General features: G+C 42.3%; 19 protein-coding genes and 1 tRNA gene. 10 read left to right on the top strand and 10 right to left on the bottom strand.

What is annotated here, in order from left to right; genetic code table 11:
- Positions 1 to 328 precede the first annotated feature (328 nt).
- Entirely contained in the window at positions 329 to 2,632 is a 2,304-nt protein-coding gene (locus RMZ43_RS03600) for an IMS domain-containing protein (protein ID WP_322647448.1), read from the bottom strand.
- An 845-nt stretch (positions 2,633 to 3,477) separates the two neighbouring features.
- Here RMZ43_RS03600 and pdhA point away from each other — a divergent pair.
- The 5 genes from pdhA to fba all read left to right on the top strand — a co-directional run bounded on the left by pdhA (position 3,478) and on the right by fba (position 7,868).
- Positions 3,478 to 4,512, top strand: a complete 1,035-nt coding sequence (gene pdhA / locus RMZ43_RS03595; protein WP_322654623.1) for a pyruvate dehydrogenase (acetyl-transferring) E1 component subunit alpha — start codon at positions 3,478 to 3,480, stop codon at positions 4,510 to 4,512.
- Positions 4,513 to 4,680: 168 nt separating this feature from the next.
- A complete protein-coding gene (locus tag RMZ43_RS03590) occupies positions 4,681 to 5,550 on the top strand; it encodes an aldose epimerase (protein ID WP_322654624.1) in 870 nt (289 codons plus the stop codon).
- Positions 5,551 to 5,611: 61 nt separating this feature from the next.
- Positions 5,612 to 5,683: transfer RNA gene (locus RMZ43_RS03585), tRNA-Lys, on the top strand.
- 107 nt (positions 5,684 to 5,790) lie between these two features.
- On the top strand, positions 5,791 to 6,483 hold the full coding sequence (locus tag RMZ43_RS03580) for a Uma2 family endonuclease (RefSeq protein ID WP_322654625.1): 693 nt from the start codon (positions 5,791 to 5,793) through the stop codon (positions 6,481 to 6,483).
- Between the two features lie 305 nt (positions 6,484 to 6,788).
- On the top strand, positions 6,789 to 7,868 hold the full coding sequence (fba, locus tag RMZ43_RS03575) for a class II fructose-bisphosphate aldolase (protein ID WP_012411833.1): 1,080 nt from the start codon (positions 6,789 to 6,791) through the stop codon (positions 7,866 to 7,868).
- A gap of 237 nt (positions 7,869 to 8,105) precedes the next feature.
- On the opposite strand, the gene RMZ43_RS03570 is transcribed toward fba, so the two are convergent.
- A complete protein-coding gene (locus tag RMZ43_RS03570; RefSeq protein ID WP_322647444.1) occupies positions 8,106 to 8,918 on the bottom strand; it encodes a carbon-nitrogen hydrolase family protein in 813 nt (270 codons plus the stop codon).
- Positions 8,919 to 9,127: 209 nt separating this feature from the next.
- Between RMZ43_RS03570 and RMZ43_RS03565 the strand changes: the two genes are divergently transcribed.
- Positions 9,128 to 9,721, top strand: coding sequence for a MarC family protein (locus RMZ43_RS03565; protein WP_322654626.1), 594 nt, complete (start codon positions 9,128 to 9,130; stop codon positions 9,719 to 9,721).
- Between the two features lie 148 nt (positions 9,722 to 9,869).
- Here RMZ43_RS03565 and trxA read toward each other — a convergent pair whose 3' ends face one another.
- From trxA to RMZ43_RS03535, 6 genes are all read right to left on the bottom strand, one after another.
- Positions 9,870 to 10,193 carry a thioredoxin gene (gene trxA / locus RMZ43_RS03560; RefSeq protein ID WP_196522884.1) on the bottom strand — a complete coding sequence of 108 codons (324 nt, stop codon included), beginning with the start codon at positions 10,191 to 10,193 and terminating at the stop codon, positions 9,870 to 9,872.
- Positions 10,194 to 10,584: 391 nt separating this feature from the next.
- On the bottom strand, positions 10,585 to 11,748 hold the full coding sequence (locus RMZ43_RS03555) for a GuaB3 family IMP dehydrogenase-related protein (RefSeq protein WP_322647442.1): 1,164 nt from the start codon (positions 11,746 to 11,748) through the stop codon (positions 10,585 to 10,587).
- A gap of 423 nt (positions 11,749 to 12,171) precedes the next feature.
- Positions 12,172 to 12,702, bottom strand: a complete 531-nt coding sequence (locus RMZ43_RS03550) for a YdcF family protein (RefSeq protein ID WP_322647623.1) — start codon at positions 12,700 to 12,702, stop codon at positions 12,172 to 12,174.
- A 316-nt stretch (positions 12,703 to 13,018) separates the two neighbouring features.
- The gene (locus tag RMZ43_RS03545) at positions 13,019 to 14,272 is read right to left on the bottom strand and encodes an exonuclease SbcCD subunit D (protein WP_322647441.1); all 1,254 of its coding nucleotides are present in this window, start codon (positions 14,270 to 14,272) and stop codon (positions 13,019 to 13,021) included.
- 62 nt (positions 14,273 to 14,334) lie between these two features.
- On the bottom strand, positions 14,335 to 15,060 hold the full coding sequence (cysH, locus tag RMZ43_RS03540; RefSeq protein ID WP_322647440.1) for a phosphoadenosine phosphosulfate reductase: 726 nt from the start codon (positions 15,058 to 15,060) through the stop codon (positions 14,335 to 14,337).
- 655 nt (positions 15,061 to 15,715) lie between these two features.
- Positions 15,716 to 17,305: a DHA2 family efflux MFS transporter permease subunit gene (locus tag RMZ43_RS03535; RefSeq protein WP_322654627.1), complete on the bottom strand. Its 1,590-nt coding sequence runs from the start codon at positions 17,303 to 17,305 to the stop codon at positions 15,716 to 15,718.
- 295 nt (positions 17,306 to 17,600) lie between these two features.
- On the opposite strand from RMZ43_RS03535, the gene RMZ43_RS03530 reads away from it, so the two are divergent.
- Positions 17,601 to 18,197, top strand: coding sequence for a TetR/AcrR family transcriptional regulator (locus tag RMZ43_RS03530; RefSeq protein WP_322654628.1), 597 nt, complete (start codon positions 17,601 to 17,603; stop codon positions 18,195 to 18,197).
- Positions 18,198 to 18,391: 194 nt separating this feature from the next.
- Here the strand turns inward: RMZ43_RS03530 and patD are convergent, their stop codons facing one another.
- Complete coding sequence (gene patD / locus RMZ43_RS03525) at positions 18,392 to 18,745, bottom strand: heterocyst frequency control protein PatD (RefSeq protein ID WP_322647436.1); 354 nt, start codon at positions 18,743 to 18,745, stop codon at positions 18,392 to 18,394.
- A 137-nt stretch (positions 18,746 to 18,882) separates the two neighbouring features.
- Between patD and RMZ43_RS03520 the strand changes: the two genes are divergently transcribed.
- Complete coding sequence (locus tag RMZ43_RS03520) at positions 18,883 to 19,116, top strand: hypothetical protein (RefSeq protein WP_322654629.1); 234 nt, start codon at positions 18,883 to 18,885, stop codon at positions 19,114 to 19,116.
- Positions 19,113 to 21,383, top strand: a complete 2,271-nt coding sequence (locus tag RMZ43_RS03515; RefSeq protein ID WP_322654630.1) for a RelA/SpoT family protein — start codon at positions 19,113 to 19,115, stop codon at positions 21,381 to 21,383. Before RMZ43_RS03520 ends, RMZ43_RS03515 begins: the two co-directional genes overlap by 4 nt.
- Positions 21,384 to 21,472: 89 nt before the next feature.
- Here RMZ43_RS03515 and RMZ43_RS03510 read toward each other — a convergent pair whose 3' ends face one another.
- Positions 21,473 to 22,669, bottom strand: coding sequence for a HAMP domain-containing sensor histidine kinase (locus RMZ43_RS03510; RefSeq protein WP_322654631.1), 1,197 nt, complete (start codon positions 22,667 to 22,669; stop codon positions 21,473 to 21,475).
- A gap of 398 nt (positions 22,670 to 23,067) precedes the next feature.
- Here RMZ43_RS03510 and RMZ43_RS03505 point away from each other — a divergent pair, with 398 nt between their 5' ends.
- Positions 23,068 to 23,745 carry a hypothetical protein gene (locus RMZ43_RS03505; protein ID WP_322654632.1) on the top strand — a complete coding sequence of 226 codons (678 nt, stop codon included), beginning with the start codon at positions 23,068 to 23,070 and terminating at the stop codon, positions 23,743 to 23,745.
- The last annotated feature ends 285 nt before the right edge of the window (positions 23,746 to 24,030 follow it).

Raw genomic sequence — 24,030 nt, 5'->3', positions numbered from 1 at the left:
TTTCCATTTATCAGTATTCCCATATAATTTAGTTAAATCATCATAATTGGACGACGATTTCTTGAAATTGGCTTTCCAAAGCTATATAAATTTGTCTTGTTATATTGCAATACAGTTAAGTATTTCCTTCTTTTCTTCTCTTTGCGTCCTTTGCGTCCTTGGCGGTTAATTCAAAAAATTGACTTTGACAAATAGTTCTAGAGTTAACTGAACCGTATTTTGTTATATTATTTAATCGTCAAATTACTGAATTAATTGTTAAAGCCTTACAATAAAACCGTTTATCGCTGGGGTAAGTCGTAAAGATTACCTAAAAATTCAAACTTATCTAAATTATCTGATTGACAGCAGATATACTCTCAATGCGCCATTTACCTCGTTCTCGAATCAAATCATACCGAACTCGCAAATTATCGCTAGAAGGCTTTTTAAACTGACCATTTTCATATAACTGTTTCACTTCTTTAACCGTAGCTTTCACTACGGCACGATTTGCAAATAAATCACTTGTTTCTACAGATTCTATCTTCAGACTATGGTCATACTTGTAGTATTGTTTTTCTAGCCTATACTGTTCACCAGTCTGCCGCGATTGAGACAAAGCTGAACCAGTTAAAATCTGCTCTAAATTATTAATCTCATGATTGGGCCCGAAAGCTTCAGCTTTGGTTAATAACCAAGCCCGAATGACTTCCTCTGCCGTTGCATTTGTTAAAGGCCCTTCTGCTGATTCTAGTTTACTGTTTGGATCGGGAATAGATATTGGTGGTTGATTTATCTGTATAAATAACTCTGAACCACGCATAGGTGGTGTAGGGAAAAACAAATTTTTTAACCATCCAAAAGTTGTTGTGGCTACCACCCAGAGAACTAATAGACTCACCAAAGAAATAAACACTCTCCATACCAGCCGTGTTTTCCCTTCGATGGTGTTAGCAAAAGTTCGCCGCCGCCGGGGACGACGAGAATAAGGACGATTATCTGGTATACGCTCTCGGATAGTAGATTGAGCAGGTTTTCTCCGCCTACGCTTTTGATTATGAACAGGTGCAGCACTTTTAGCTGAACCGTTCAAATGCTGATTAGTGCCTCTGCTCATCCGTTCAGCAGCAGGAATCTCTGATTTTACACTTCCAGATGAATTCCACATAGGTGGTGAGAAGTTTGGATGTTCGGACGTTTCTTTTGTTGGTGTTTTTGGTAAATCTGAATCAGGGATTCTGCTGTGATTAAATGGCGCTGAAGTCCTAGTTGAATTGCTGTCAAAAGAGGTCTTCTTTGTCTTAGGCTGGGGAAAATACTGGGGGTTAATTACAGCCCATTCATTAGTTGTTTCTGCATCCGTTGGCAGTGCTTCTAAATAAGCTTGCACCTGTTGGTTAGCAAAGTAATCTTTTAGAAGAGCTTGCTGGTTTGCTAAATCTCGGAAATGGGGAAATACTTCGTGTTGCAACCACTGTTCTGCATATAAACACAGCCCTGGTAATAAATCTGGAGAGTCTTGAGATTTTTCCCGAATAAAAGCTAAAGCTTCGTACTCCTGACTAAGTTCTAAAACACGAGTTGCTTCTTCAGTTTGTCCCAAAAGTAATGCACATAGTGACTGTTCTAAATGTACATCTTGGCGCTTGCCCAAACGGATCAGCATTTGCCTTGCTTGCCGAATTAAAGCAGGTTGCCGTTGAGCAAATCCCCGTGCTATTAAGGCATAAACAGCTAAGTAAGTGGCAACAGCAGAAGGACGTTTGCTTTGAGCTTCAAATAATTTGTGCTGTTCCGCGACTGTTAAGTGGTTGCGTAACTGCTGGATAAATCGCAAAAAATCATCTATATTTAAACCAGATTCATCATTGTTAGTGCCATCAATGCCACCACGATCTTCTAAAAGGTTTTGCAATAATTCCAAGCCTTGGCTTCGTTCGGCAGTTTTTTCTTGAGGTAGTGCTAACAACTCCAAAATTCGATATGGTCGCAATTTGTAAAGATCCGCCTGAATTTCTGCCTGTACACTAGTGAACAACCCTTCGCGTACTAAGAGTTCTTGACCAGTTTCTAGGGATATGGCGGCATTTTCGTAATGACCTTGCTGCCACTGTTCACGACCTAATTCTAGACAAGCAAGGGCAACAGTGAGAACAACATCTGGATGTTCAGCGCTTTCGTATATTTCTTCGTCTGCTAAATTATTACTTTTTATTACACTTTTAGCGCCATTTTTATTTACCAGGTAGGGACGACCCAGTTTCAATACAAGCTCGTATTCGCCCAACTCTTGCAAAATTAACAAAGCGCCAACTAATTCGTCTTGGCTAATTTCGATACCCAAACTTTGGGTGTCGCTACCCCTTTTGGTGCTTTCTGGACGATTTTCCTTTGCTACTGCGGCAGCAGCAAGGTTATCAGGGTCATAGGCGTGGGTAAGATAGAGATGATCGTAGGTACTGCGTTGTTTTGGATCTGATAAAACCACGTAAGCTTCTTCTATGAGTTGTTTACGAGAAGAAATTGCTGCCTGAGAATACTCACGTCGAGGCAATTGTACAATGCGATCGCTGTATGCCTGCCGCAATTGTTCATCACTTGCCGCCAACGGTAGTCCTAAAATTCGGTAGTAATCTAGCGGAATTCGCACAGCCTACTTCCCCTGCACCGTGATCAACATAATTCACCTAGAGCGTTCCAGGCCTGTAAAACCGTGCCATAACAATGCCGTATAGAATTTACTCTACAAGTGTATATTGCAACAACTTGTTTTGTACCTTCCCGAAATTTCGAGTCACATTTTAGTACTAATTTTTTGCTTTCGCCTAGAAAGCCTCAGTTGTTTGTTTTAATTCTTAGTATTTTTATTTAACACAACTATTATCAGCCTTCGATAGCACAAACCACAACTACCGCTTTTAATCACGGCATAATTGTTGTGGTTGCAAGAATCTATTGATGATTGATTTTTTCGGGACTTTCCAACTAGAAGGTCAATAAAATACCACTATTGGAAATTTGTTACCCTGATAACTAGAGAAAAAAATCATATCATAATTTACCTTTAATTACAATTACCTATTTGGATATATAGATTTTGCCTCCTTTTTTTAAATTGTTAATGGATATGCAGAAAGCAGTCTATCTTGATTGCTAGTCTATGAAGGGGAATATTTAGGAGTGCTGTTAGCGGATAGCTATGGTTTAGCCCGTCTGAGTAAGAAGTAATAAGTCAGAGGTAGTACTTATAATTTTTTTCACTCAGTACTTACTACTCGTAACTGATTTGGAGTCAAATCCTCACGGGACATGGGCTGAAAACTTAAAAATCAAAAAATTAAAAATTCAGCTATTCCCTAAGATCCTTTTTTGGTGCATAAATAAAGTTTGATTGTTGAGTCTTGCAAACGCTAGCCTGTTAAAAGCCGAGGTGTTATCAGACCAACTTATTTAAGACCGTAAGTTTAAGTTGTACAACAGGGATACTCAAAAATAATGGTTCAAGAGCGTACTTTACCCACTTTTAATCCTGCTACTACGCACATTACTAAGGAAGAAGGGTTACGGTTGTATGAGGATATGGTGTTAGGGCGCTTGTTTGAAGACAAATGCGCTGAAATGTACTACAGAGGCAAAATGTTTGGTTTTGTCCATTTGTACAACGGTCAAGAAGCCGTTTGCAGTGGTGTTGTACAGTCAATGCGACCGGGTGAAGATTACGTTTGTAGTACTTACCGCGACCACGTTCATGCTCTCAGTGCCGGTGTACCAGCAAAAGAGGTAATGGCAGAATTATTTGGCAAAGCCACAGGTTGCAGCAAAGGGCGCGGAGGTTCCATGCACATGTTTTCTGCCAAACATCGCTTGCTAGGTGGCTATGCTTTTGTGGCTGAGGGAATTCCTGTAGCAGCTGGAGCGGCTTTCACGAGCAAATACCGCCGCGAAGTGCTGGGAGATAAAAATGCTGACCAAGTGACAGCTTGCTTTTTTGGCGACGGTGCAGCTAACAACGGTCAGTTTTTCGAGACGCTAAATATGGCAGCCTTATGGAAACTGCCAATTCTTTTCGTAGTCGAAAACAATAAGTGGGCCATTGGGATGTCTCACGAACGAGCCACTTCCCAGCCAGAGATTTATAAAAAAGCCAGTGCATTTAACATGGTGGGCGTGGAAGTCGATGGCATGGATGTGCTAGCAGTCAGAGCCGTGGCTCAAGAAGCTGTAGCCCGTGCCCGCGCAGGTGAAGGCCCAACATTAATAGAGGCGCTTACCTACCGCTTCCGGGGTCACTCCTTGGCTGACCCAGATGAAATGCGAAGCAAAGCGGAGAAAGAATTTTGGTTCGCCCGTGACCCAATTAAGAAGTTGGCAGCTTATTTGCTGGAGCAAAACCTGGCGGATGAGGGAGAAATCAAAGCAATTGATCGTAAAATTCAGGATGTAATCGACGAAGCGGTTAAATTCGCCGAAAGCAGCCCCGAACCAGACCCCAGCGAGTTATATCGTTTCGTGTTTGCAGAAGACGAGTAAATTTTGGGGACTGGGGATTGGGTACTAGGTACTGGTAACTAGGGGCTGGGGACTAGGGACTGGGAAAAAGTTATTCTAATCCCCAATCTCTAATCCCTAATCCCCGATACCCAATACCCAATCTTTAATCCCTAATCCCCAATACCCAATACCCCAGGACTAAAATTTGTGTTTAGTATTGCAGTTCAACAGCAACAGTACAAGACCTACATTCTTTCTGATGAAGCCGCAGGTTCTCAATTAGAAGTCGTACCAGAACGCGGTGGTATCATCACTCGTTGGCGCATTCAAGGGCAAGAGATTTTTTACCTGGACACTGAACGTTTTACTCATCCTGAGTTGACTGTCAGAGGTGGGAATCCAATTTTGTTTCCTATTTGTGGCAATTTACCAGATAATACTTACACTCACAACGGGCAACAATATACTCTCAAACAACACGGTTTTGCCCGTGAATTGCCCTGGAAAGTAACAGAACAAGAAACTGGAGATAAAGCTAGTCTCACTGTCGTTCTTGATAGCAATGAGCAAACCAAGGCAGTTTATCCTTTTGATTTTCAGCTGGCTTTCACCTACGAACTTCAAGGTAATACCTTAGAAGTCCGCCAGCAGTATAAAAACTTGTCATCCACACCAATGCCTTTTTCGGCTGGTTTCCATCCCTACTTTCTCTGTGGTGATAAAACTCAGTTAGAGTTTGAAATTCCTTCTAAGCAGTATCAAGACAATCTAACTAAGGAAATTCATTCTTTTGACGGCAATTTTGACTTTAGCCGTGATGAAATTGATTTTGCCTTTGGACAGTTAACGAGTCAATCGGCGACTGCCATAGATCGCAGCCGGAAGTTAAAACTCACTTTGGATTATGATGATTTCTCTACCTATCTGGTATTTTGGACAGTCAAAGGCAAAGAGTTCTACTGTCTAGAACCGTGGAGTGCCACCCGTAACTCTCTCAATACTGGTGATAACCTGACTGTGTTAGCACCAGGAGCTAGCCATACAGCATCTATAAGGTTGACTGCTAATTTTTTCTAAACCTCTTTACAAATCTACAGATATCTGTGCTATGATGGCAAAGTTGCGAAATGCAGCGAAAGGGTCGCTAACTCAACGGTAGAGTACTCGGCTTTTAACCGATTAGTTCCGGGTTCGAATCCCGGGCGACCCATAAAATTAACACAATATAATTTGGATTACAAAGAAGGCGATCGCAGCATTCAAGAAATTTCTGCAATTCGGTAGGATAGGCATAGACTAATCCCAAACACCATTGTCATGGTAAAAACACTTCCACAGCATAGGACAATTCCCCTTTTAGAAAATGGCGACAAACTCAGTCTTTATGAATTTGAGCGTCGTTACAACGCCATGCCTAACTTGAAAAAAGCCGAATTGATTGAGGGAATTGTTTACATCATACCTGCTGCTTTGCGTTTTAAAAGTCATGGTCAACCGCATGGTTGGATTCTTACATGGCTTGGTACTTACGAAGTTGCGACACCCGGTGTAGCTTTGGGAGTAGAACCCACTGTGCGCCTAGACCTAGATAACGAACCTCAACCAGATGCTGTACTTCTAATCAACCCAGAAGCAGGTGGTCAAGCAAGGCTGAGTGAAGATGATTATATTGAAGGCGCACCAGAGTTAATTGTCGAAATTGCTGCTAGTAGTGTCGCCATCGACCTCCATGCTAAAAAACAAGCCTATCGCCGCAATGGAGTCAAAGAATATATCGTTTGGCAAGTACTCGATCAGAAATTGACCTGGTTCTATTTGGAACAGGGTGAGTATGTAGAGTTGGCTACTGATAGTAACGGTATTCTACGAAGTCAAATTTTTCCAGGGTTGTGGTTAGGGGTTACAGAGTTATTAGCGGGGAATATGCAGTCCGTGTTGACTGTTTTACAAACAGGCTTGCAATCTCCTGAACACGCAGCATTTGTCCAGAGACTAGAGCCTTTTGCCTGATGCGATCGCTTGTAGATTTGCCAAAATAGTTTAGGAGTGCGATGCTTTAAGATAACCATTTGGGATACTGGGCTACCAGAGCTACTAGCTGTAGGGTAACTAAATCTACAGCAATACAGAGTAACTATGGTTCATAGTACAAGAGTATAGAACACAGTTATAGTAACGATGGCATAAACTTTTTCAACATAGACACACGACACTAGTTATAATTTCCTATAAGTTGAAAAAACTCTTAAGATTTAGCGTAATAATTACGCTTCTCTCAGACCGACTAGCTGACAACCACATTAGGAGGACTATCTATGGCGCTTGTACCACTGCGGCTGCTGTTGGATCACGCAGCTGAAAACGGTTACGGCATCCCAGCTTTCAACGTTAACAATTTGGAGCAGATTCAGGCAATCCTGAAAGCTGCTGTCGAGACAGATAGCCCCGTAATTTTACAAGCTTCACGCGGCGCTCGTAATTATGCAGGAGAAAACTTTCTACGCCACCTGATTTTGGCAGCCGTAGAAACCTATCCTCACATTCCCATTGTCATGCACCAAGATCATGGTAATGCGCCTGCTACCTGCTACTCAGCAATTAAGAACAACTTCACCAGCGTGATGATGGATGGTTCTTTAGAAGCTGATGCGAAAACCCCCGCTAGCTTCGAGTACAACGTTAATGTTACCCGCGAAGTTGTAAATGTAGCTCATGCTTTGGGTGTCAGCGTTGAAGGTGAACTCGGTTGTTTGGGTTCTCTAGAAACTGGTGCTGGTGAAGCTGAAGATGGTCACGGCTTTGAAGGTACACTCGACCACTCACAACTGCTAACCGACCCCGATGAAGCTGTTGACTTCGTAGAAGCAACCCAAGTAGATGCTTTGGCAGTTGCCATTGGCACAAGCCACGGTGCTTATAAGTTTACCCGTAAACCGACTGGCGAAATTTTGGCAATCAGCCGCATTGAAGAAATTCACCGCCGTCTGCCTAACACCCACTTGGTAATGCACGGTTCTTCTTCTGTACCTGAAGATTTGCTTGCACTGATTAACCAGTATGGTGGTGCAATTCCTGAAACCTACGGTGTACCTGTAGAAGAAATCCAAAAAGGGATCAAGAGCGGTGTACGTAAAGTAAACATCGATACCGATAACCGTTTGGCTATTACTGCTGCTGTACGTGAAGCTTTGGCTAAAAAACCAGAGGAGTTTGACCCCCGTCACTTCCTCAAGCCTTCTATTACATACATGCAGAAGGTTTGTGCTGAACGCTATCAGCAATTTGGTACTGCTGGCAACGCAAGCAAGATTAAACAAATTTCTTTGGAAGATTTTGCTGCTAAGTATGCTAAGGGTGAACTCAACGTTGTTACCAAGTCAGCTGCTAAAGTTTAATTTTGACAACAAATAAATAGGAGCATAGCAGGACTATGCTCCTAAAAAACTGATAACTTTAATGTTGTCAGAAACCGGGTAAATACCCGGTTTTTTGTTTTATTTATAAAGGCTGGAATGGGCATTGGGCATTGAGAAGAGGACTTGGGGACAAGAGGAAACACTTGTTGCAAGTTCTAATTTAAGTCCCCTTGTCCCCTTGTCTCCTTGTCTCCCCTGCCCTGCTCCCCCTGCTCCCTAGAACACCCGATGTTGTAAAGATGGCATTTGACGACGGACTTGTTCAAGCCTAGTGGGCTTGATTTCTGCGATCGCAATTCCCGGTTTTTCTCCGGCATCGGCTAAAATTACGCCCCAAGGGTCGATAATAACGGCGTGGCCGTGGGTTAGACGGCGGGCGTAGTTATTGCCTGTTTGGGCAGGAGCAATGACGTAGGCGGTATTTTCGATGGCTCTGGCTTGTAGTAATACTTGCCAGTGGTCTTTGCCTGTAAAAGCAGTAAAGGCGGCGGGAATAAAGATAACATCGGCTCCCTTGTCTGCCAGATGACGGTACAGTTCCGGGAAGCGGACATCATAACAAATGGAAAGCCCTAAATTACCAAGCTTTTCTGAAAAATGGACAGGTGGTAATTGCGTACCAGCCACAACCGTGCTGGATTCCCGATAGGTGTTGCCGTCGGGGACATCAACATCAAATAGGTGTACTTTGCAGTAGCGGGCAAGTTCTTGACCGTTTGGGTCGATAAGTAGAGTGGTGTTATAAACTTTGCCTGTATTGTCTACCGGAACTGGAAAGCTGCCGCCCAAGATCGTAATTTGAAAGCGTTGAGCCATTTTTTTGAGAAACTTTTCACTTTCAAGAGCGATCGCATCACCTTGCGCGAGTTTGTCTTTTTCTTCTCCCATATAGGAAAAGTTTTCTGGCAAACCTACCAATTCAGCACCTTGACGCACGGCAAGCTCTATTAATTCTTCTGCCTGTGCCAAATTTTTTTGTAGATCAGGCACACTGGTCAATTGAATAGCGGCGGCTAAATAAGACTTCATAGATTCAACAACGAACAGTTGATTTATGGAAAAGTGATTATCAAAATATATCGTTACTTCAACATCTGTGGAACTTAATTAGAAATGCTTCAGCCAAGATTTTCTTTACCAGACTTGTTTTATGCTGATCTTAATCTTCCTCTGGGTTATAGCAAACGAAGCAAGATAAAGATTAGGTTGTGATTAAACCTTGATAAAAACTGTCTACTGTGGATATTCCTATTCTCATTCAAACATTTATCGCTGTGTTTGTCTTGGCGGATGCTGTGGGCAATATACCGATTGTTTTAGTTTTGACTAAAGGCATGATGCCAGACCAAAGAAACAAAGTTATAGACAAAGCAATTGTCATTGCGATCATAGTTCTTTTGCTATTTGCCTTTGCAGGGCAAATAATTTTAAATTACTTGGAAATTAGTATCGGTTCTTTGCGAGTAGCAGGAGGATTATTGTTGCTGTTAATTGCTTTACAAATGCAGCGTGGAGAATTAGATCAGCCGATTATTGAAGAGGGACGCGATGTCGCAATTACTCCATTAGCTTTACCACTGTTAGCTGGGCCTGGGACTTTGACAACGGTGATGTTGTTGATGTCGAAATCACAGAGTCCGCATATTGCTGTCGTGGTAGGTATCTTAGGAGCGATGTTTGTCACTTGGTTAATTTTGCGTTTAGCAAACGTGATTGACCAGTGGATTGGTGCAGAAGGTGGAGTGATTGTGACTCAACTTTTAGGTTTTTTGTTGGCGGCGCTAGCGGTTGAAATTGGTAGTACAGGAATTAGGGAGTTATTTTTGAGCTAGAAAACTCCTAAAAATATTCTGAAACTGTATACAAATATAAATAAGTTTGAGAAACGAGAAATTCGCGCCTCTCAAACTTGTTTATAAAAATTAACCTAAACTTAGAACAAGATGGATAACTCAAGAGGAGTTTATTGCCAATTGAGTTTCAAAGATACTTTTCGAGAGTGGAAGCTAATGTAGTCTTAGGCACAGCGCCAACTACCATATCCACTTTCTGTCCATCTTTAAAAATCATTAATGTGGGAATACTGCGGATGCCGTACTGACTAGCAACTTGAGGATTTTCATCCGTGTTGACTTTGACGACTTTGATTTGACCTTTGTACTGTTCGGAGATTTCATCGACAACAGGAGCTACCATACGGCATGGTCCGCACCAGGGTGCCCAAAAGTCAACTAAAACGGGTACATCGCTGTCGAGTACTTCTTGCTTGAAACTAGAATCGGTAACTTGCGCGGCTGTTGACATGCCTAAAACCTTCGTCAATAATATCTGAACTTGGTGAAAATTCTACCATAGCAAAAACCTCAGCTTGGAAGTGCGAGGATGTACATTTGCAAAGAAGCTCTCTTATTTTATTTATAAACATAAGGAACCGCCCGAACAGTAGTCCGGGCGGAGTGTGGTGTGAGGAGTGAACGGAAACATTCGTCTCCGCTATCTCTATTGTAGGCGAGATATAGAATTTTTCCAGCAATTGTTTAGGGGGCTGGAAAAATTTATTGAAGAATTGGGGAGTGGAAAGAGGCAGAGGGGCAGGGGGCAGGGGGACAAGGTGAAAAACAAAACTTGCAATCAGTCTTTCCCTTACCCTTGTCCCCTTGTCTCTTCCCAATGCCCCATGCCCCATGCCCCAATTTTATTTCCCCATACCTAATTGTTGAGCTTTTTGGTAAACTTTCCCCTCGGTTAATAAAGAAGGCGCAATCACAACTTCCACTTGTTGCATTTCTTTAATATTTTTGGCTCCTAAAGTGCCCATACTGGTCTTTAAGGCTCCTAAAAGATTGTGAGTGCCATCATCTAGCCCTGCTGGGCCAACGAGTATTTGCTCTAGGCTACCGGTAGTGGCAACGCGAATGCGGGTACCACGGGGCAAGACTGGGCTGGGAGTGGCCATGCCCCAATGATAACCTCGTCCTGGGGCTTCTGCGGCTCTAGCAAAGGGGGAACCAATCATCACACCATCGGCACCGCAGGCGATACATTTACAAATGTCGCCACCGGTGATTAAACCGCCATCAGCAATAATGGGAATGTAGTTGCCAGTTTCCTTGTAGTAATCATCTCGTGCTGCGGCACAATCTGCGATCGCAGTCGCCTGTGGTACACCCACACCCAACACCCCACGGGACGTACAAGCTGCACCAGGCCCAATTCCTACAAGTACCCCAGCCGCGCCAGCTTTCAACAAATTCAAAGTGACTTCGTAAGTTACACAATTCCCCAACACTACGGGGATGGGCATGGAACGGCAAAATTCTGCTAAATCAAGTGGTACTAAAGACTCTGGTGACAGATGTGCAGTAGAAACTACCGTAGCCTGTACAAAAAATAAATCTGCTCCAGCTTTTGCCACCGCCTCACCGTATTTACTTGCACCGGCTGGAGTCGCACTTACCGCCGCAATGCCACCTTGTTGTTTAATTTCCTGAATCCGTTGTTCAATTAATTCTGGCTTTATTGGTTCGGCATAGAGTTCTTGCATCAGCCCGACAAATTCATCTTTGCCCACAGAGGCAATCCGATCTAATATGGGGTCTGGATCAGCATAGCGAGTGTGAATACCCTCTAAATTCAAAACACCTAATGCTCCTAACTGTGACAAACGTACAGCCATGCGAACATCTACAACACCATCCATCGCACTGGCAATTATCGGGATTTCTCGCTCAATATTGCCAATACGCCACTTAGTATCTGCCAAACTGGGGTCTAGTGTTCTGTTACCAGGGACTAGAGCAATCTCATCTATCCCGTAAGCTCTGCGAGCTGTTTTTCCCCGTCCAAGTTGAATTTCCACGCTTTAATTTTTCTCAAATCTGTTTAAGCTAGGGTATCAAATTGTAAGATATCTTGGGGCGTTTTTTCCCTAAATTACACAGAGAAATTCGAGCCACCCGAGCTGCTGCTCAAAACTTTGATGGACATAAAGTATTTACTAGGCAAACAAATTACCAATTTTTGCTAATTGGTTTTTATATTGTGTTCTTTGAAGATTGGGGTTGCGCTAGTTTTCGGCAATTCTACTTTTATGTGTCTATTATTACTAAGCTAATTTCAATATTATTGGCATTAGTTTTCTGAATTTGCCTGTATTGACTTAAGATCAAGATCGGGCAAATTCTCATAAATTATACAAAATTGGAATACTTTGTATCGTTTGAAATCGATAAACCTTCTGAATCGAAAGATTTTCAATTCTAAAATCCACAATTGGTTTGATTTACCGTTTATTTTTAACTACATTCACACCAGTGTAACCAGTTGCTAGCCAAAGTATCGCTCTAGCTCCATCACGAACAGATTTTTCGATAGATTCAGGGGGTTTTTCAGAAGGAACGGGCACTGGTTTTAAATAAATACCTCGACTACCCAAAATAATTTCGCCGATGACACAAGCCCGACGCATGTGGAAATCTGAAGTAATTAAATAAACGCTCTTGATGCCGCGAGATTGCAAATCATCTACCAACGTAGTAAAATTAGTAACAGTATCTACGGCTTCATAGTCCAAGTGTAAACGTTTGGGATCAACACCAGCTTTGGTAAACACATGTTGGGTGAATCTAGCTGGACTACCCCCAGTAATCCAAATTGGTATATTTGGATGCTGGCGAACGAATTCGGCCGTAAACTTTTCTCGCTCTAAACGTCTCGTTGAACCACCCAACACTACAACTGCTTGCGGCTGTACAATTTGGTTTTGTACTTCTTTGTATCCCCACCAGATGATTAGCGGTAGGACAAAAGCCATAAAACGAAAAGATTTACCTGTAAAAAATAGCTTATTCAAGGCTCGATAACTTTATGTACTGAGTCTAAAATTTCCTCTAGCTAGAAGAAAAACAACAATTGATATGTAGAGTAGCAAACTCCTATAAAGTCTGTCCAAATTTATATTTGGGTGATTTTCAGGTTGCAGCGCGATTAAGCGTGCTTGAAGTTTTTCCTCTAATTGATGGATTATCCTAACCGATATCGGACAATTCATCATAGGGTGTTAACCTCTTTTCAAAGAACCCCATCTAGGGTAGCTTAAATGGTAATTACGAGTTACGAATTACTTGAACTTATTCACTAGTTGTTGCTTCCAGCCAAACTTCTACATCATCTGCTAACAACTTCTGTGCTGCGTCCATCATTGAGGTTGCTATATCTTTAAGGTCTTCACGATTGTTCAAGTAAGTTTTCAAGGCTTCCATTGGGTCGATGCTGCTACTTGCAGTCAATTCAGGAATGCGGGGTCTGGCTAATTGACTTACTAATTCTGCTTGAATGGTGTAGGTATGAGCGGGACTTAAAGCAGTATGTAGAGAAGAACTGTCAATTAAATCCATCTGCTCGGAGCGGAGTTTGTAGATTAGCCGCACTACAGCATCTTGAATATCATACTTAGCGATCGCTTTCATTAACACCCCTTGCGGATCATCTGCTTTCGAGACATCCACTTCAATGGTGCGGAAAGTCCGAACTGTTAAGGGACAAAATTCCCATTCAACCTTCCCCCGTTCCAGCTCTATCATCACATAGCCTTTGTCTTCTTTTTCTTCACTAAAATCTACCCTCTCAATGCTTCCTGGATAAATCACTGGCGGGTTGTTGGATTTATTCAGATTTTGGTGGCGGTGGACGTGTCCCAAGGCTACATAATCAAAACAAGGTCGCGTCAGTAAAGATAAGGGCAGAGTAAAGCCTTTACCTACTGCCAAAAAACGTTCTGCACCCAAAGCAGCATTGTCAGACATCAAGTGAGCCAAAAGGATAGTTGGCACATTGGGGTCAAGACGGCGAATTTCCCCTTCTAGAACAACTCGCAGGCGTTCCGTTAATAGTTGGTTGACTTCCGCCAAAGAAGAACCTTCAGTCTCTTGGCGAGTCATCAGAGTTGAACGGGTAAGCCAAGGAAGCGTGATTACTTGCACTTTGCCATTACGGGTTTCGATGCAGTGAGTAGTTACTGTGTCACCGACAACAAATCCTGGCACTCCCAAAGTGCGGTAAATATTTAAACTCGCGCCTCCCTGTCCTTGAGAGTGTTGGTCGTGATTGCCTACCAACAGCACTGTTGGAATATTGGCATCCATGAGACGGCGAAATTGGCTGGCAAAAGCTTGCTGTACATAAGGCGGTGGTGTAGCATCCGGGAAAGCATCGCCACCAAATATCACCATATCAACAGCATCTGTCAGCGCCCGGTCAATACATATAGACAAGGTATTGACAAAATCCTCCAATCGTGTATTTAATCCCGTTTCTGGATTAATTCGTCCGTGAGAGAAGCCGCTTCCCATGTGGATATCGGAAAGATGGAGGATTTTAATCATATTTATCCTTAGTCATTAGTCATTTGTCTAAATATTAATGACTAATGACCAATACATAACAACTAAATATGAATTCCGCATTCTGTTTTATCACTTCCCCGCCAACGTCCGGCGCGTTCGTCTTCGCCTTCGCCTACTTTAGTGGTGATGGGTTCATCGCCGATGCTGGGATAACCTTTGTCGTGAAGGGGGTTGTAAATGACTCCATGTTCAGCCACGTAAACCCAACTATCTTTGCGTGTCCAAGTAGCGATAGGATTTACTTTCAGCCGACCTTTACCGTCGAATTCAAATATAGGCATATTCGCACGGGTTACTGCTTGGTCACGGCGGCGACCGGTAATCCAAGCGACGCTGTTGAGTTCGTCTAGACCCCGTAATAGTGGTTCAATTTTTGTAATGTGGTGGAATTGAGCAATATCCTTGTCCCAAAGTTTGTCACCGTACTTCGCTTCAAAGGCTTCGCGGGTGTCTACGTCTGGAGTTTTGAAAGTTTGCAAATCCAGGTTGTAAATTTGTTTGGCTTTGGCTACTAATTCTAGGCTTTCAGGGAAGTGGTGCAAAGTGTCGAGAAATATCACAGGAACTGGATGCTTCAGTTCAGTGTAAAGAATATGGGTGATTATCATATCATCCACGTTAAAGGCGCTTGTTTGCACCAGTCCCGTTGGAATATTTTCTATAGACCATGCCAGTATTTCTTTGGGAGTGGCAGTTTCAAATTGCTGATTTAATGTATCTAAGTCAAAAGCGATCGCTTGGTTTCTAGATGCCGTGGATACTGTCATGATAATCTTCTGTTCAAATATTTTTACCTTGACTAAGATTTATTTTACTCCACAAAGGCCCATATTCCGCTCGGAGATAAGGTAATTATTCTGTTCGGAAATTACTACATTATCAATATGGGGTATGGGGAATTGGGCGTTGTCCTATTTTTAGGATTCAGTCAAAAGGAATACATAAGTAAAAATATTTAAGTATAAATTAAGTAATTACTAAGAAACTTTACGGTAATTTAAGTTTTACAATGCTTTTATAGATATTTATACTGATTTTGATATGGTTAAGGAACAATTAATAAAAAGGATTTTACTTAAATGAACACTTCAAAATCCCCCAATCGCTTAGGTGAATCTATAATCATGGGTGCTTTAATGATGTTGACTAGCGCTGGCATAATTACAATAATGAACTTTTTCTAAGATAAAGATTTCTAATTTTAATAATAAAACTTCATATAGCCCTGCTCAAAACTGAGTAGGGCTTTTGATTTTAATACAAATGAGTCCCTGTATATTAACTTTTTTCTATGACTTCTCAGTAGAAAATAATTGGGAAGCCGTGTTTTTACGTAGTTTTGCAATCAAAGAATTTAAAATTGGGATGCGATCGCTATTTATCCCTAGTGGTCTGTCCCATTAATTTTGATGGGACAGACCACTAGTGACCCATTGGCGCTTTCGCTCCTGCGCCGCCTTTTCCCAGGAACAATAACAGAGGTAATGAGCAAAGGAACCCTACGCCTACGACTCGAAAACAATCTGCGTAAGATAAAACAGCTGATTGAATATCTACTGTTTGACTTAATAAAGCTAGTGCCTGTTGTTGCGCTGTTGCCGCATCCATGCCTTGGCTTTGGAGTGCCCCATTGAGTAAATCTAGACGCTGATTGGTTTCTGGGTCATAAGGGCTAAGTTTAGTTAACAAGATGGCTCGATGAAAAGTCTGTCTTTGGTCAAGCAGAGTAGTAAGTAGGGCAATGCCGATACTGCCACCTAATTGTCGAGTCAGGTTGTAGAAACCAGAACCGGCTGAAACATCTTGTTTGGGTAGCGGCCCTAAAACTGCCAAACTCAAAGGCAGAAACATCAACACGGTAAAAGCCCCACGCCATACCAATGGCCAGAATAAATCATCTGTACCTGTTTGTGGGGTAATTGTCGCCAATTGAAACATGACTCCAGATGATCCGACAGCGCCCAGTGCAATTAAAAATCGGGCATCAACTATACTAGACAGTTTGCCTAATAAAACCATAACGATCGCAGACGCTAAAGCCCCAGGTGCTAATAATAATCCTGTTTGTGTTGCCGTAAATTGCAGCACACTCTGAGCAAATATTGGCACAGCAAAAAGTGCGCCATAAAGTCCCATACCCACTACTGCTGAGAGAACGCTTCCCGCAGCTAAAGAACGGTGACGCAAAACTCTCAAATCCACAGCCGGGTGATCTGTTTTTAGTTCTCGCCAAATAAACAACCCCAAGCCGATAATACCGACAATCGTCAGAGTGACAATAAAACTAGAAGAAAACCAGTCATCTTGCTCCCCTTCTTCTAATACAGTTTGTAAGCTACCCACAGCCACGATTAAAAATCCAATCCCCCACCAATCAACAGCTTGATTTTGGGTATCCTTCCTGGCTTTATTCTTTGGCAAAAACGCCAAAGACATCGCTACTGCGATGATCCCAAAGGGAATGTTAACAAAGAAAATCCAGCGCCAGCCTAAACCATCTACTAAGAATCCTCCCAATGTTGGGCCAATTGCCGGGCCAGCAATTACACCTACACCAAAAACTGCTTGGGCTAAACCTTGTTCAGCCGGGGGAAAAATCTCGAATAAAATCGCTTGGGCTTTCGCTAGCAACCCGCCACCGCATAAACCTTGGAGAATTCGGGCAACAATCAACATCGGTAGATTGAAGGACAGCCCACATAAAACGGAGGAAATGGTAAAACCAATCAGCGAGAAGATAAAGTAGGTTTTACGCCCAAAGTAGTCTCCCAACCATGCAGATAAGGGAATTAAGACGACATTAGCGATCGCATATCCGCTAACTACCCAACCCACTTCACTGACAGTTGCACCCAAGGTAGCTTGAATGTCGGTGAGAGCTACGTTAACAATACTAGTATCAATTACTTCTAAAATAGCACCAAGGGAAGCCGTAAAAGCGATCGCCCACTTCAATGGGCCGTGGACATAACCAAATTCGTCAAAACTAGAACTTTTAATATTGGTAGCCATTCTTACATAAATAATCTTTGGGAGATGTCAAACAATGCCTTGGTTGGAACACTAATGCCAAAGCTAAAATTAAATTTTGTATACATACGCTACGGTAGCGTATCATATTGAAATGGTCAAGGGAAAATTCAATGAAAAGTAGCAGAAATACCTATGCTAAGGATGGATAGTCACTGCTGCTGTTTTCATGCATGAGAATTGGGTTATAGGGCTTATTTGTTTCCTGTAAGCTACTTTCTAAGCCCAAAGCTAGAAGCAAATGGCCAATAAGATATTGCTTGGGGATGATATTTTTATGAATAAGCAAATCAATAGCCCCTCTGGAAGACCACGCAGCATTCACGCCAATCAGGCTATTGTGCAAGCGACTTTGGATTTACTTGCAGAGGTAGGATATGAAAGCATGAGTATAGAAGCGATCGCTTCTCGTGCTGGAGTTGGTAAAACGACTATCTATAGGCGTTACACTTCCAAAGAAGAACTAGTTGCAGACGCGATAGAAAGTTTGAGAGATGATTTAGTGATCCCCAATACTGGCAGGTTTTGGGGAGACATGGATATTTTGATAAATAATGCTGCTAAAAAAATAGATAGTCCCCTTGGTCGTCAGACACTGGCTTTGATAATTAGTACAGCGTCTAGCAATCCTCAGTTTGCAGAGGTTTACTGGACAAAATATACAAAACTCCGACGCGAAGCCTTTTCTAAAGTACTTGAGCGTGCCAAGTCTAGAGGCGAAATTCACAAAGACGCAGACGTAGACTTAATTATTGACCTTGTGAGCGGGTCACTATATTATGCACTGATATTCAAACCCACAACCGAGCCGGTAGAAGCATACATGCGCCGCACAATAAATCTTCTCCTCAAAGGGATTGAGAATGGGAGATGAGGGGGCGGGGGAGGCAGGGGAGGCAGGGGAAGCAGGGGAAGAAGAATTTTCCCCTTTGCACCCTGCCCCCCGCCCCTCTGCCTCTTTTCAATGCCCAATGCCCAATGCCCACTCCCAACTTGTTGCCAAAATAACTTTCCATCACAGGTCATAAATGAGATGATGGAGAAATTAGAGAAAAAGGTGAACAATTGTTATTTTTCTCCTTCCGCTTCTGGTTGCAGGATGGCATCACAGTATTGGATGAGGGTTGTCAAGCGATCGCTAATCGTTTGAAGTCTCGTTTGTGCAGTAGATGCTTGCCGCGCTCCTTGCAAAAACATCACATCTATTGCCAACAAGCGCAGTTGCTTGCTCATTTCGGTTTGATAAGATTGCACTCGCCAGTTTTCATCAGCCAAAGGTACAATCTGCTCCCCAAAGAATTGCTGCAACGAGGCTACACGCTGCCGCAGTTCTGGTGCAACAATTTGGGTAGTTGCGGCATCGGAACGTAATTGCTCTAGCAAGGTTACGAGTGCCAAATATTTCTCAGGGTTTAAAGACATCCGGTGCTAGTTAAGATAGTATTAATGTCAAGTAATTTTTCTTCTACAATAAACTTTCTTAAAGACTTATCAGCACTAAAAGCCTCAAATCAGGATTTGGGGCTTTGTTTGCCATCAATGGATTTTCTTTATGAACCTTGAAACTCAAATTGGATGAGTACCGGACGCTCCTGCGTCGCTCTAAGCGAATCTATGCCGTTGGCGCAGCCTCTCATAGAGAAGGCTTTACGCTACGCTATCGGCAATTGGAAAATCATCCTTACACTGTTTTTTTACCCGTCTCTGGGCGACAGCATCTTCTTAGGTTGATGCTGCCAGTTTTATTTATCATTCACTTAATCTACCGATCCTATACCGACCCAATTGTATGAGCAGTCTAGCTATAAATTCATCAATTGATCTAACCATTCCGGAATGGTTAAAGAAATGTTTGAAGGAGTCATCCACAAGTAGCGGCGCAGCAGAAGATGACCGAAAGCATAGTGATGCAGTCTTAATTGGTCGCGCATTTGAATTTGCTTACCAACTGCATCAAGGTCAATATCGCAAATCGGGAGAACCATACATTGCTCATCCCGTTGCTGTAGCCGACTTGCTGCATGATTTTGGAGGCAGTGCTGCTATGATAGCAGCTGGGTTTCTTCATGATGTCGTTGAAGATACAGAAGTAACAAGTCAAGAAATAGAAGAACGCTTTGGCGCAGAAGTGCGGCAATTGGTTGAAGGTGTCACTAAGCTTTCTAAAATTAATTTCACCAGCAAAACCGAAAGCCAAGCCGAAAATTTCCGGCGAATGTTTTTGGCAATGGCGCAAGATATTCGAGTAATTGTGGTGAAATTGGCAGATCGTTTGCATAATATGCGAACTTTACAATACATGTCAGAGGCCAGCCGCCGCCGCAGTGCCCAAGAAACGCGAGATATTTTTGCACCTTTAGCCAATCGCTTGGGGATTTGGCGAATTAAATGGGAACTGGAAGATTTGGCTTTTAAGTATTTGGAACCGGAAGCTTTCCGTCAAATGCAGGAGCTTGTTTCCGAAAAACGAACGGCTCGAGAAGAGAAATTGGTTAAAGCTACGAAAATGCTGCAAGAGCGTTTGCAGCAAGCCGGAATCCGCTTTCAGGATATTAGCGGTCGTCCCAAGCACCTTTATAGCATTTACCAAAAAATGCACCGCCAGCAAAAAGAATTTCATGAAATTTACGATTTGGCGGCACTGCGGATTATTGTTCAAACTAATGAGGAATGCTATCGGGCGTTGGCGGTGGTTCATGATGCTTTTCGCCCAATTCCTGGGAGATTTAAAGACTACATTGGGCTGCCAAAACCTAACCGTTACCAGTCATTACATACTGGGGTGATTGGACTAACTGGCCGTCCTTTAGAGGTGCAAATTCGCACAATCGAAATGCATCATATCGCCGAGTACGGGATTGCCGCCCATTGGAAATACAAAGAAACAGGCGGTTCTAGTATTAGCCATTTCACAGAGACGGATGACAAGTTTACTTGGCTGCGACAACTGCTGGAATGGCAAACTGATCTCAAGGATGCCCAAGAATATCTTGATAGCATCAAAGACAATCTATTTGAAGATGATGTCTATGTCTTCACCCCTAAGGGAGATGTTGTTCCTTTAAGTCCAGGTTCCACCACTGTAGATTTTGCTTATCGCATTCATACGGAAGTGGGAAACCATTGTTCAGGGGCGCGGGTGAATGGGCGAATGGTATCTTTGTCAACGCGGCTACAAAATGGGGATATTGTAGAAGTTCTTACCCAAAAGAACTGCCATCCGAGTTTGGATTGGTTGAACTTTGTCAGAAGTTCGGCGGCGAAATATCGAATAAAACAATGGTACAAGCGATCGCGCCGGGAAGAAAATGTTGCCCGTGGACGCGAATTGTTAGAAAAGGAACTGGGTAAAACTGGTTTTGATAGCTTGCTGAAATCGGATGCAATGGAGACTGTCGCCCAAAAGTGTAACTACCATAGTGTGGACGATTTACTCGCGGGTTTGGGTTACGGAGAAGTCACATTGAATTTGGTGCTAAATCGTTGGCGAGAAGTGGCGAAAGCACAACAACCAATTTCCACCGTGTCGCCATTTATTCCCAAAGAACCAAGTACATCAAAAGCTTTGCGGGATTCACCTGCGCCTATCTCCCGTGCCAGTGATTCGCCAATTATTGGGGTAGAGGGGTTGGTGTATTATTTAGCTGGGTGTTGTACCCCGATTCCTGGCGAACCAATTATTGGTGTGGTGACGCGAGGTAGGGGGATTTCGATTCATCGCCAAGGCTGCAATAATCTGGAAACTGTGGAGTATGAGCGCTTAGTACCAGTTAAATGGAACCCCACCGCCGAAAATAGTGGTCGCCCGCATACGTATCCTGTAGATGTTCAAATTGAAGCTCTTGACCGCGTAGGGGTGCTAAAGGATATTTTGTCACGGTTGAGTGACCAAGGAATTAATGTCCGCCATGCTCAGGTGAAAACCTGTGCTGGTCAACCTGCATTAATCGACTTAGGAATAGACATACGCGATCGCTCTCAATTAGAGCAAGTGTTTGTCCAAATAAAAAAAATGAGCGACATTTTGAATATCCGCCGCATTGGTCAAATTGACGAGTAGGTGTCCCAATTGGTAAGGTGCGTTAACGCAGTGTAACGCACCAATTTAAGTTGCGATTTCATTTTCAAATTTCCTTGAAATAATCAGCCCTAATCGTAAGCGATGGTTTCTAATGGCAAAATTACTGTAAATGTAGACCCTTTTCCTAGCTGTGAATCTACTTTAATTTCACCATCCATTAACTGAACCAATCGAGAGACTATTGCTAAACCTAATCCTGTACCATCAGAACTTTGCACTTGGGGAACAGTCACTTCCCGAAAATAAGGATTGAAGATTTGTGCTTGAGCATCTAAAGAAATACCAATACCAGTATCAGTAACAGAGATAGCCCATTGCTGTTGAGATACCGTCCAGCACTCCAAATGAATTGAGCCAGATTCTGTGTAGCGAATTGCATTACTCAGCAGATTTGTCAGAATTTGCTGAAGCCGAAGCGGATCTGTGATCACTTGACTTGGAGCGCGTTCGCATTCAACAACTAAGGATAATTCTTTAGCACGCGCTAATGGCTCAACCATTTCTAAAATAAAGTTGATTAAACTAAGCACATCGCTTAGAGTAGGGTGCAATTTCATCTGTCCGGCATCATAGCGCGAAATTTCCAGAGTATCGTTGATTAACCGGACAAGCAGTCTACCACTCTTAAGAACTCGCTCGATACTTTCAAGATTTGCATAGCTGTCTTTGAGTTCTGATTGTTGACGCTGCTGGCGCAAAAATAAGTCTGCGTAACCGATAATTGAGGTGAGGGGGGTTTTCAGTTCATGAGCTAAATGAGAGAGACTATCTTTATTAGCGCGAACCAAACGAGTTAGTTCTTGGTTAGTCAAGCGCAATTGACTTTGGAGTTGTTTAAGCTCTTGTAATCGTCCTTGAGTATAACTGTTAAAGCAACGCGCGATCGCTTCATCAATTACTGTATCAATTAGGCGAACAGCCCTTAACACATCTTGTGCAGATCCTTGTAATAAATCTTCTTCTAAAAAGGAAAAAATTACAAACCGGAGTAAACGATACTCTCGCGCAATTTCAGCTGGTTCAAATCCCTGTTGGGCGCGGAGTGTGCCGTGTTCTAAACTTGCATCTACTACTGTTTGCAAATCGCTCGTTTCAGATTCAGAAAGTACTGTTGCTAATGCTTTCAAAACGCTGGGTAAGCTATCCCGTACAGCTTTGAAAGTAAGTTCATTAGTAGCTTCAATTTGTTCATCTTGGTAAACAGCTTCTACCCATTGATCGAGAATGGCATCACTTTTTGCAATTAAAGTTTGACTAAAATCCATTTTTTGCCCAACCAAACAGAGTCAGCGCGAAGCCCCTTGCGCTAGAGCTAGCTTAGTGCATTTGATGTCAAGTTGGCAACTGATGGAAAATGGAGGTTAGTGAAAAGACAGCTGATTGTTGAACTAATTACTTTAGTTTATTTAAGCCTAAATGCGAGAGCGATCGTTTAACTAAGTAGATTGTGGTTACAGATATAGTAGTAGGACAACTCAACACTATTAAAGTTGTCAGTGCATTTATAAAGATATCTTTTGCAGAGACGCAATTAATAACGTCTCTTAGTTTTTACGGACATCCCAAAATAACTTTAATTTTTCTTCGTTATATATTCTGAGGTGGCTAAGTGGCATAGCAGCTAAATTGGTCAGGTTAGAAAATTATAAAAATTTGATAAAGTATGTCCAAACTTCTGGTTAGCCAATATCACACAGAAGTAGAAAGAATTATCCAGTATGGCGGTTCACGTAAAGAAACATCGATTCGGGTTGCATTTCAAAACTTAGTTAATGAATATTGCAAACCTAGAGAATTTAGACTTATTCCTGAACTAGATTATAAAACACCTAGCGGCAAACTTGTTTATCCAGATGGCACTGTTAAAGATGCTTTGCGTTTGGATTGGGGCTATTGGGAAAGTAAGGATGAGTATGACAATTTAGATCAAGAGATTGAGAAAAAGCTAATAAAAGGCTACCCAGACAGTAACATTCTGTTTGAAGACTCGCAAACAGCAGTTTTAATTCAGGGTGTACAAGAAACTATGCGTGTCCCGATGAAAGATGCCGACGCGCTGGATGGAATAATTACATATTTTATTAATTATGTTCGCCCTGAAGTTAAAGATTTTCGTCAGGCGATTGAAACTTTTAAGGAAGATTTACCGACTGTTTTAAATGCTTTGCGTGATTTAATTGATAGCCAAATCGAAACAAACGCAGCTTTTCAAACAGCAAGGGCTAAATTTTGGGGTATCTGCAAAGAATCAATTAATCCTGAAGTCACTTTGCTGGATGTTAGAGAAATGATGATTCAGTATATTTTAACTGAAGATATCTTTATCAGCATCTTCAATTAATCTCAGTTTCATCGAGAAAATAATATTGCTCGTGAATTAAAAACTATCATCGATACATTTTTTACAGGTAGCACCAAAAAGAATACTCTTGGTACTATTGAACGCTACTATGGAGTCATTAGAAGAACTGCTGCAAATATTTACAATCATCATGAAAAGCAGAAGTTTTTAAAAGTGCTTTATGAGAATTTCTATAAAGCATATAAGAGGTTAATGATAGTAATCGGTGTAAAATATTTTATACCCGAAGAGGAGAATTTGAAACTGCTGATGAAAAATTGAATT

The sequence above is a fragment of the Nostoc sp. CmiVER01 genome (assembly GCF_034531135.2).
Lineage (GTDB): Bacteria > Cyanobacteriota > Cyanobacteriia > Cyanobacteriales > Nostocaceae > Nostoc.
The sequence above is the reverse complement of the archived record's forward strand: the minus strand, read 5'-3'. Positions and strand labels throughout refer to the sequence as shown.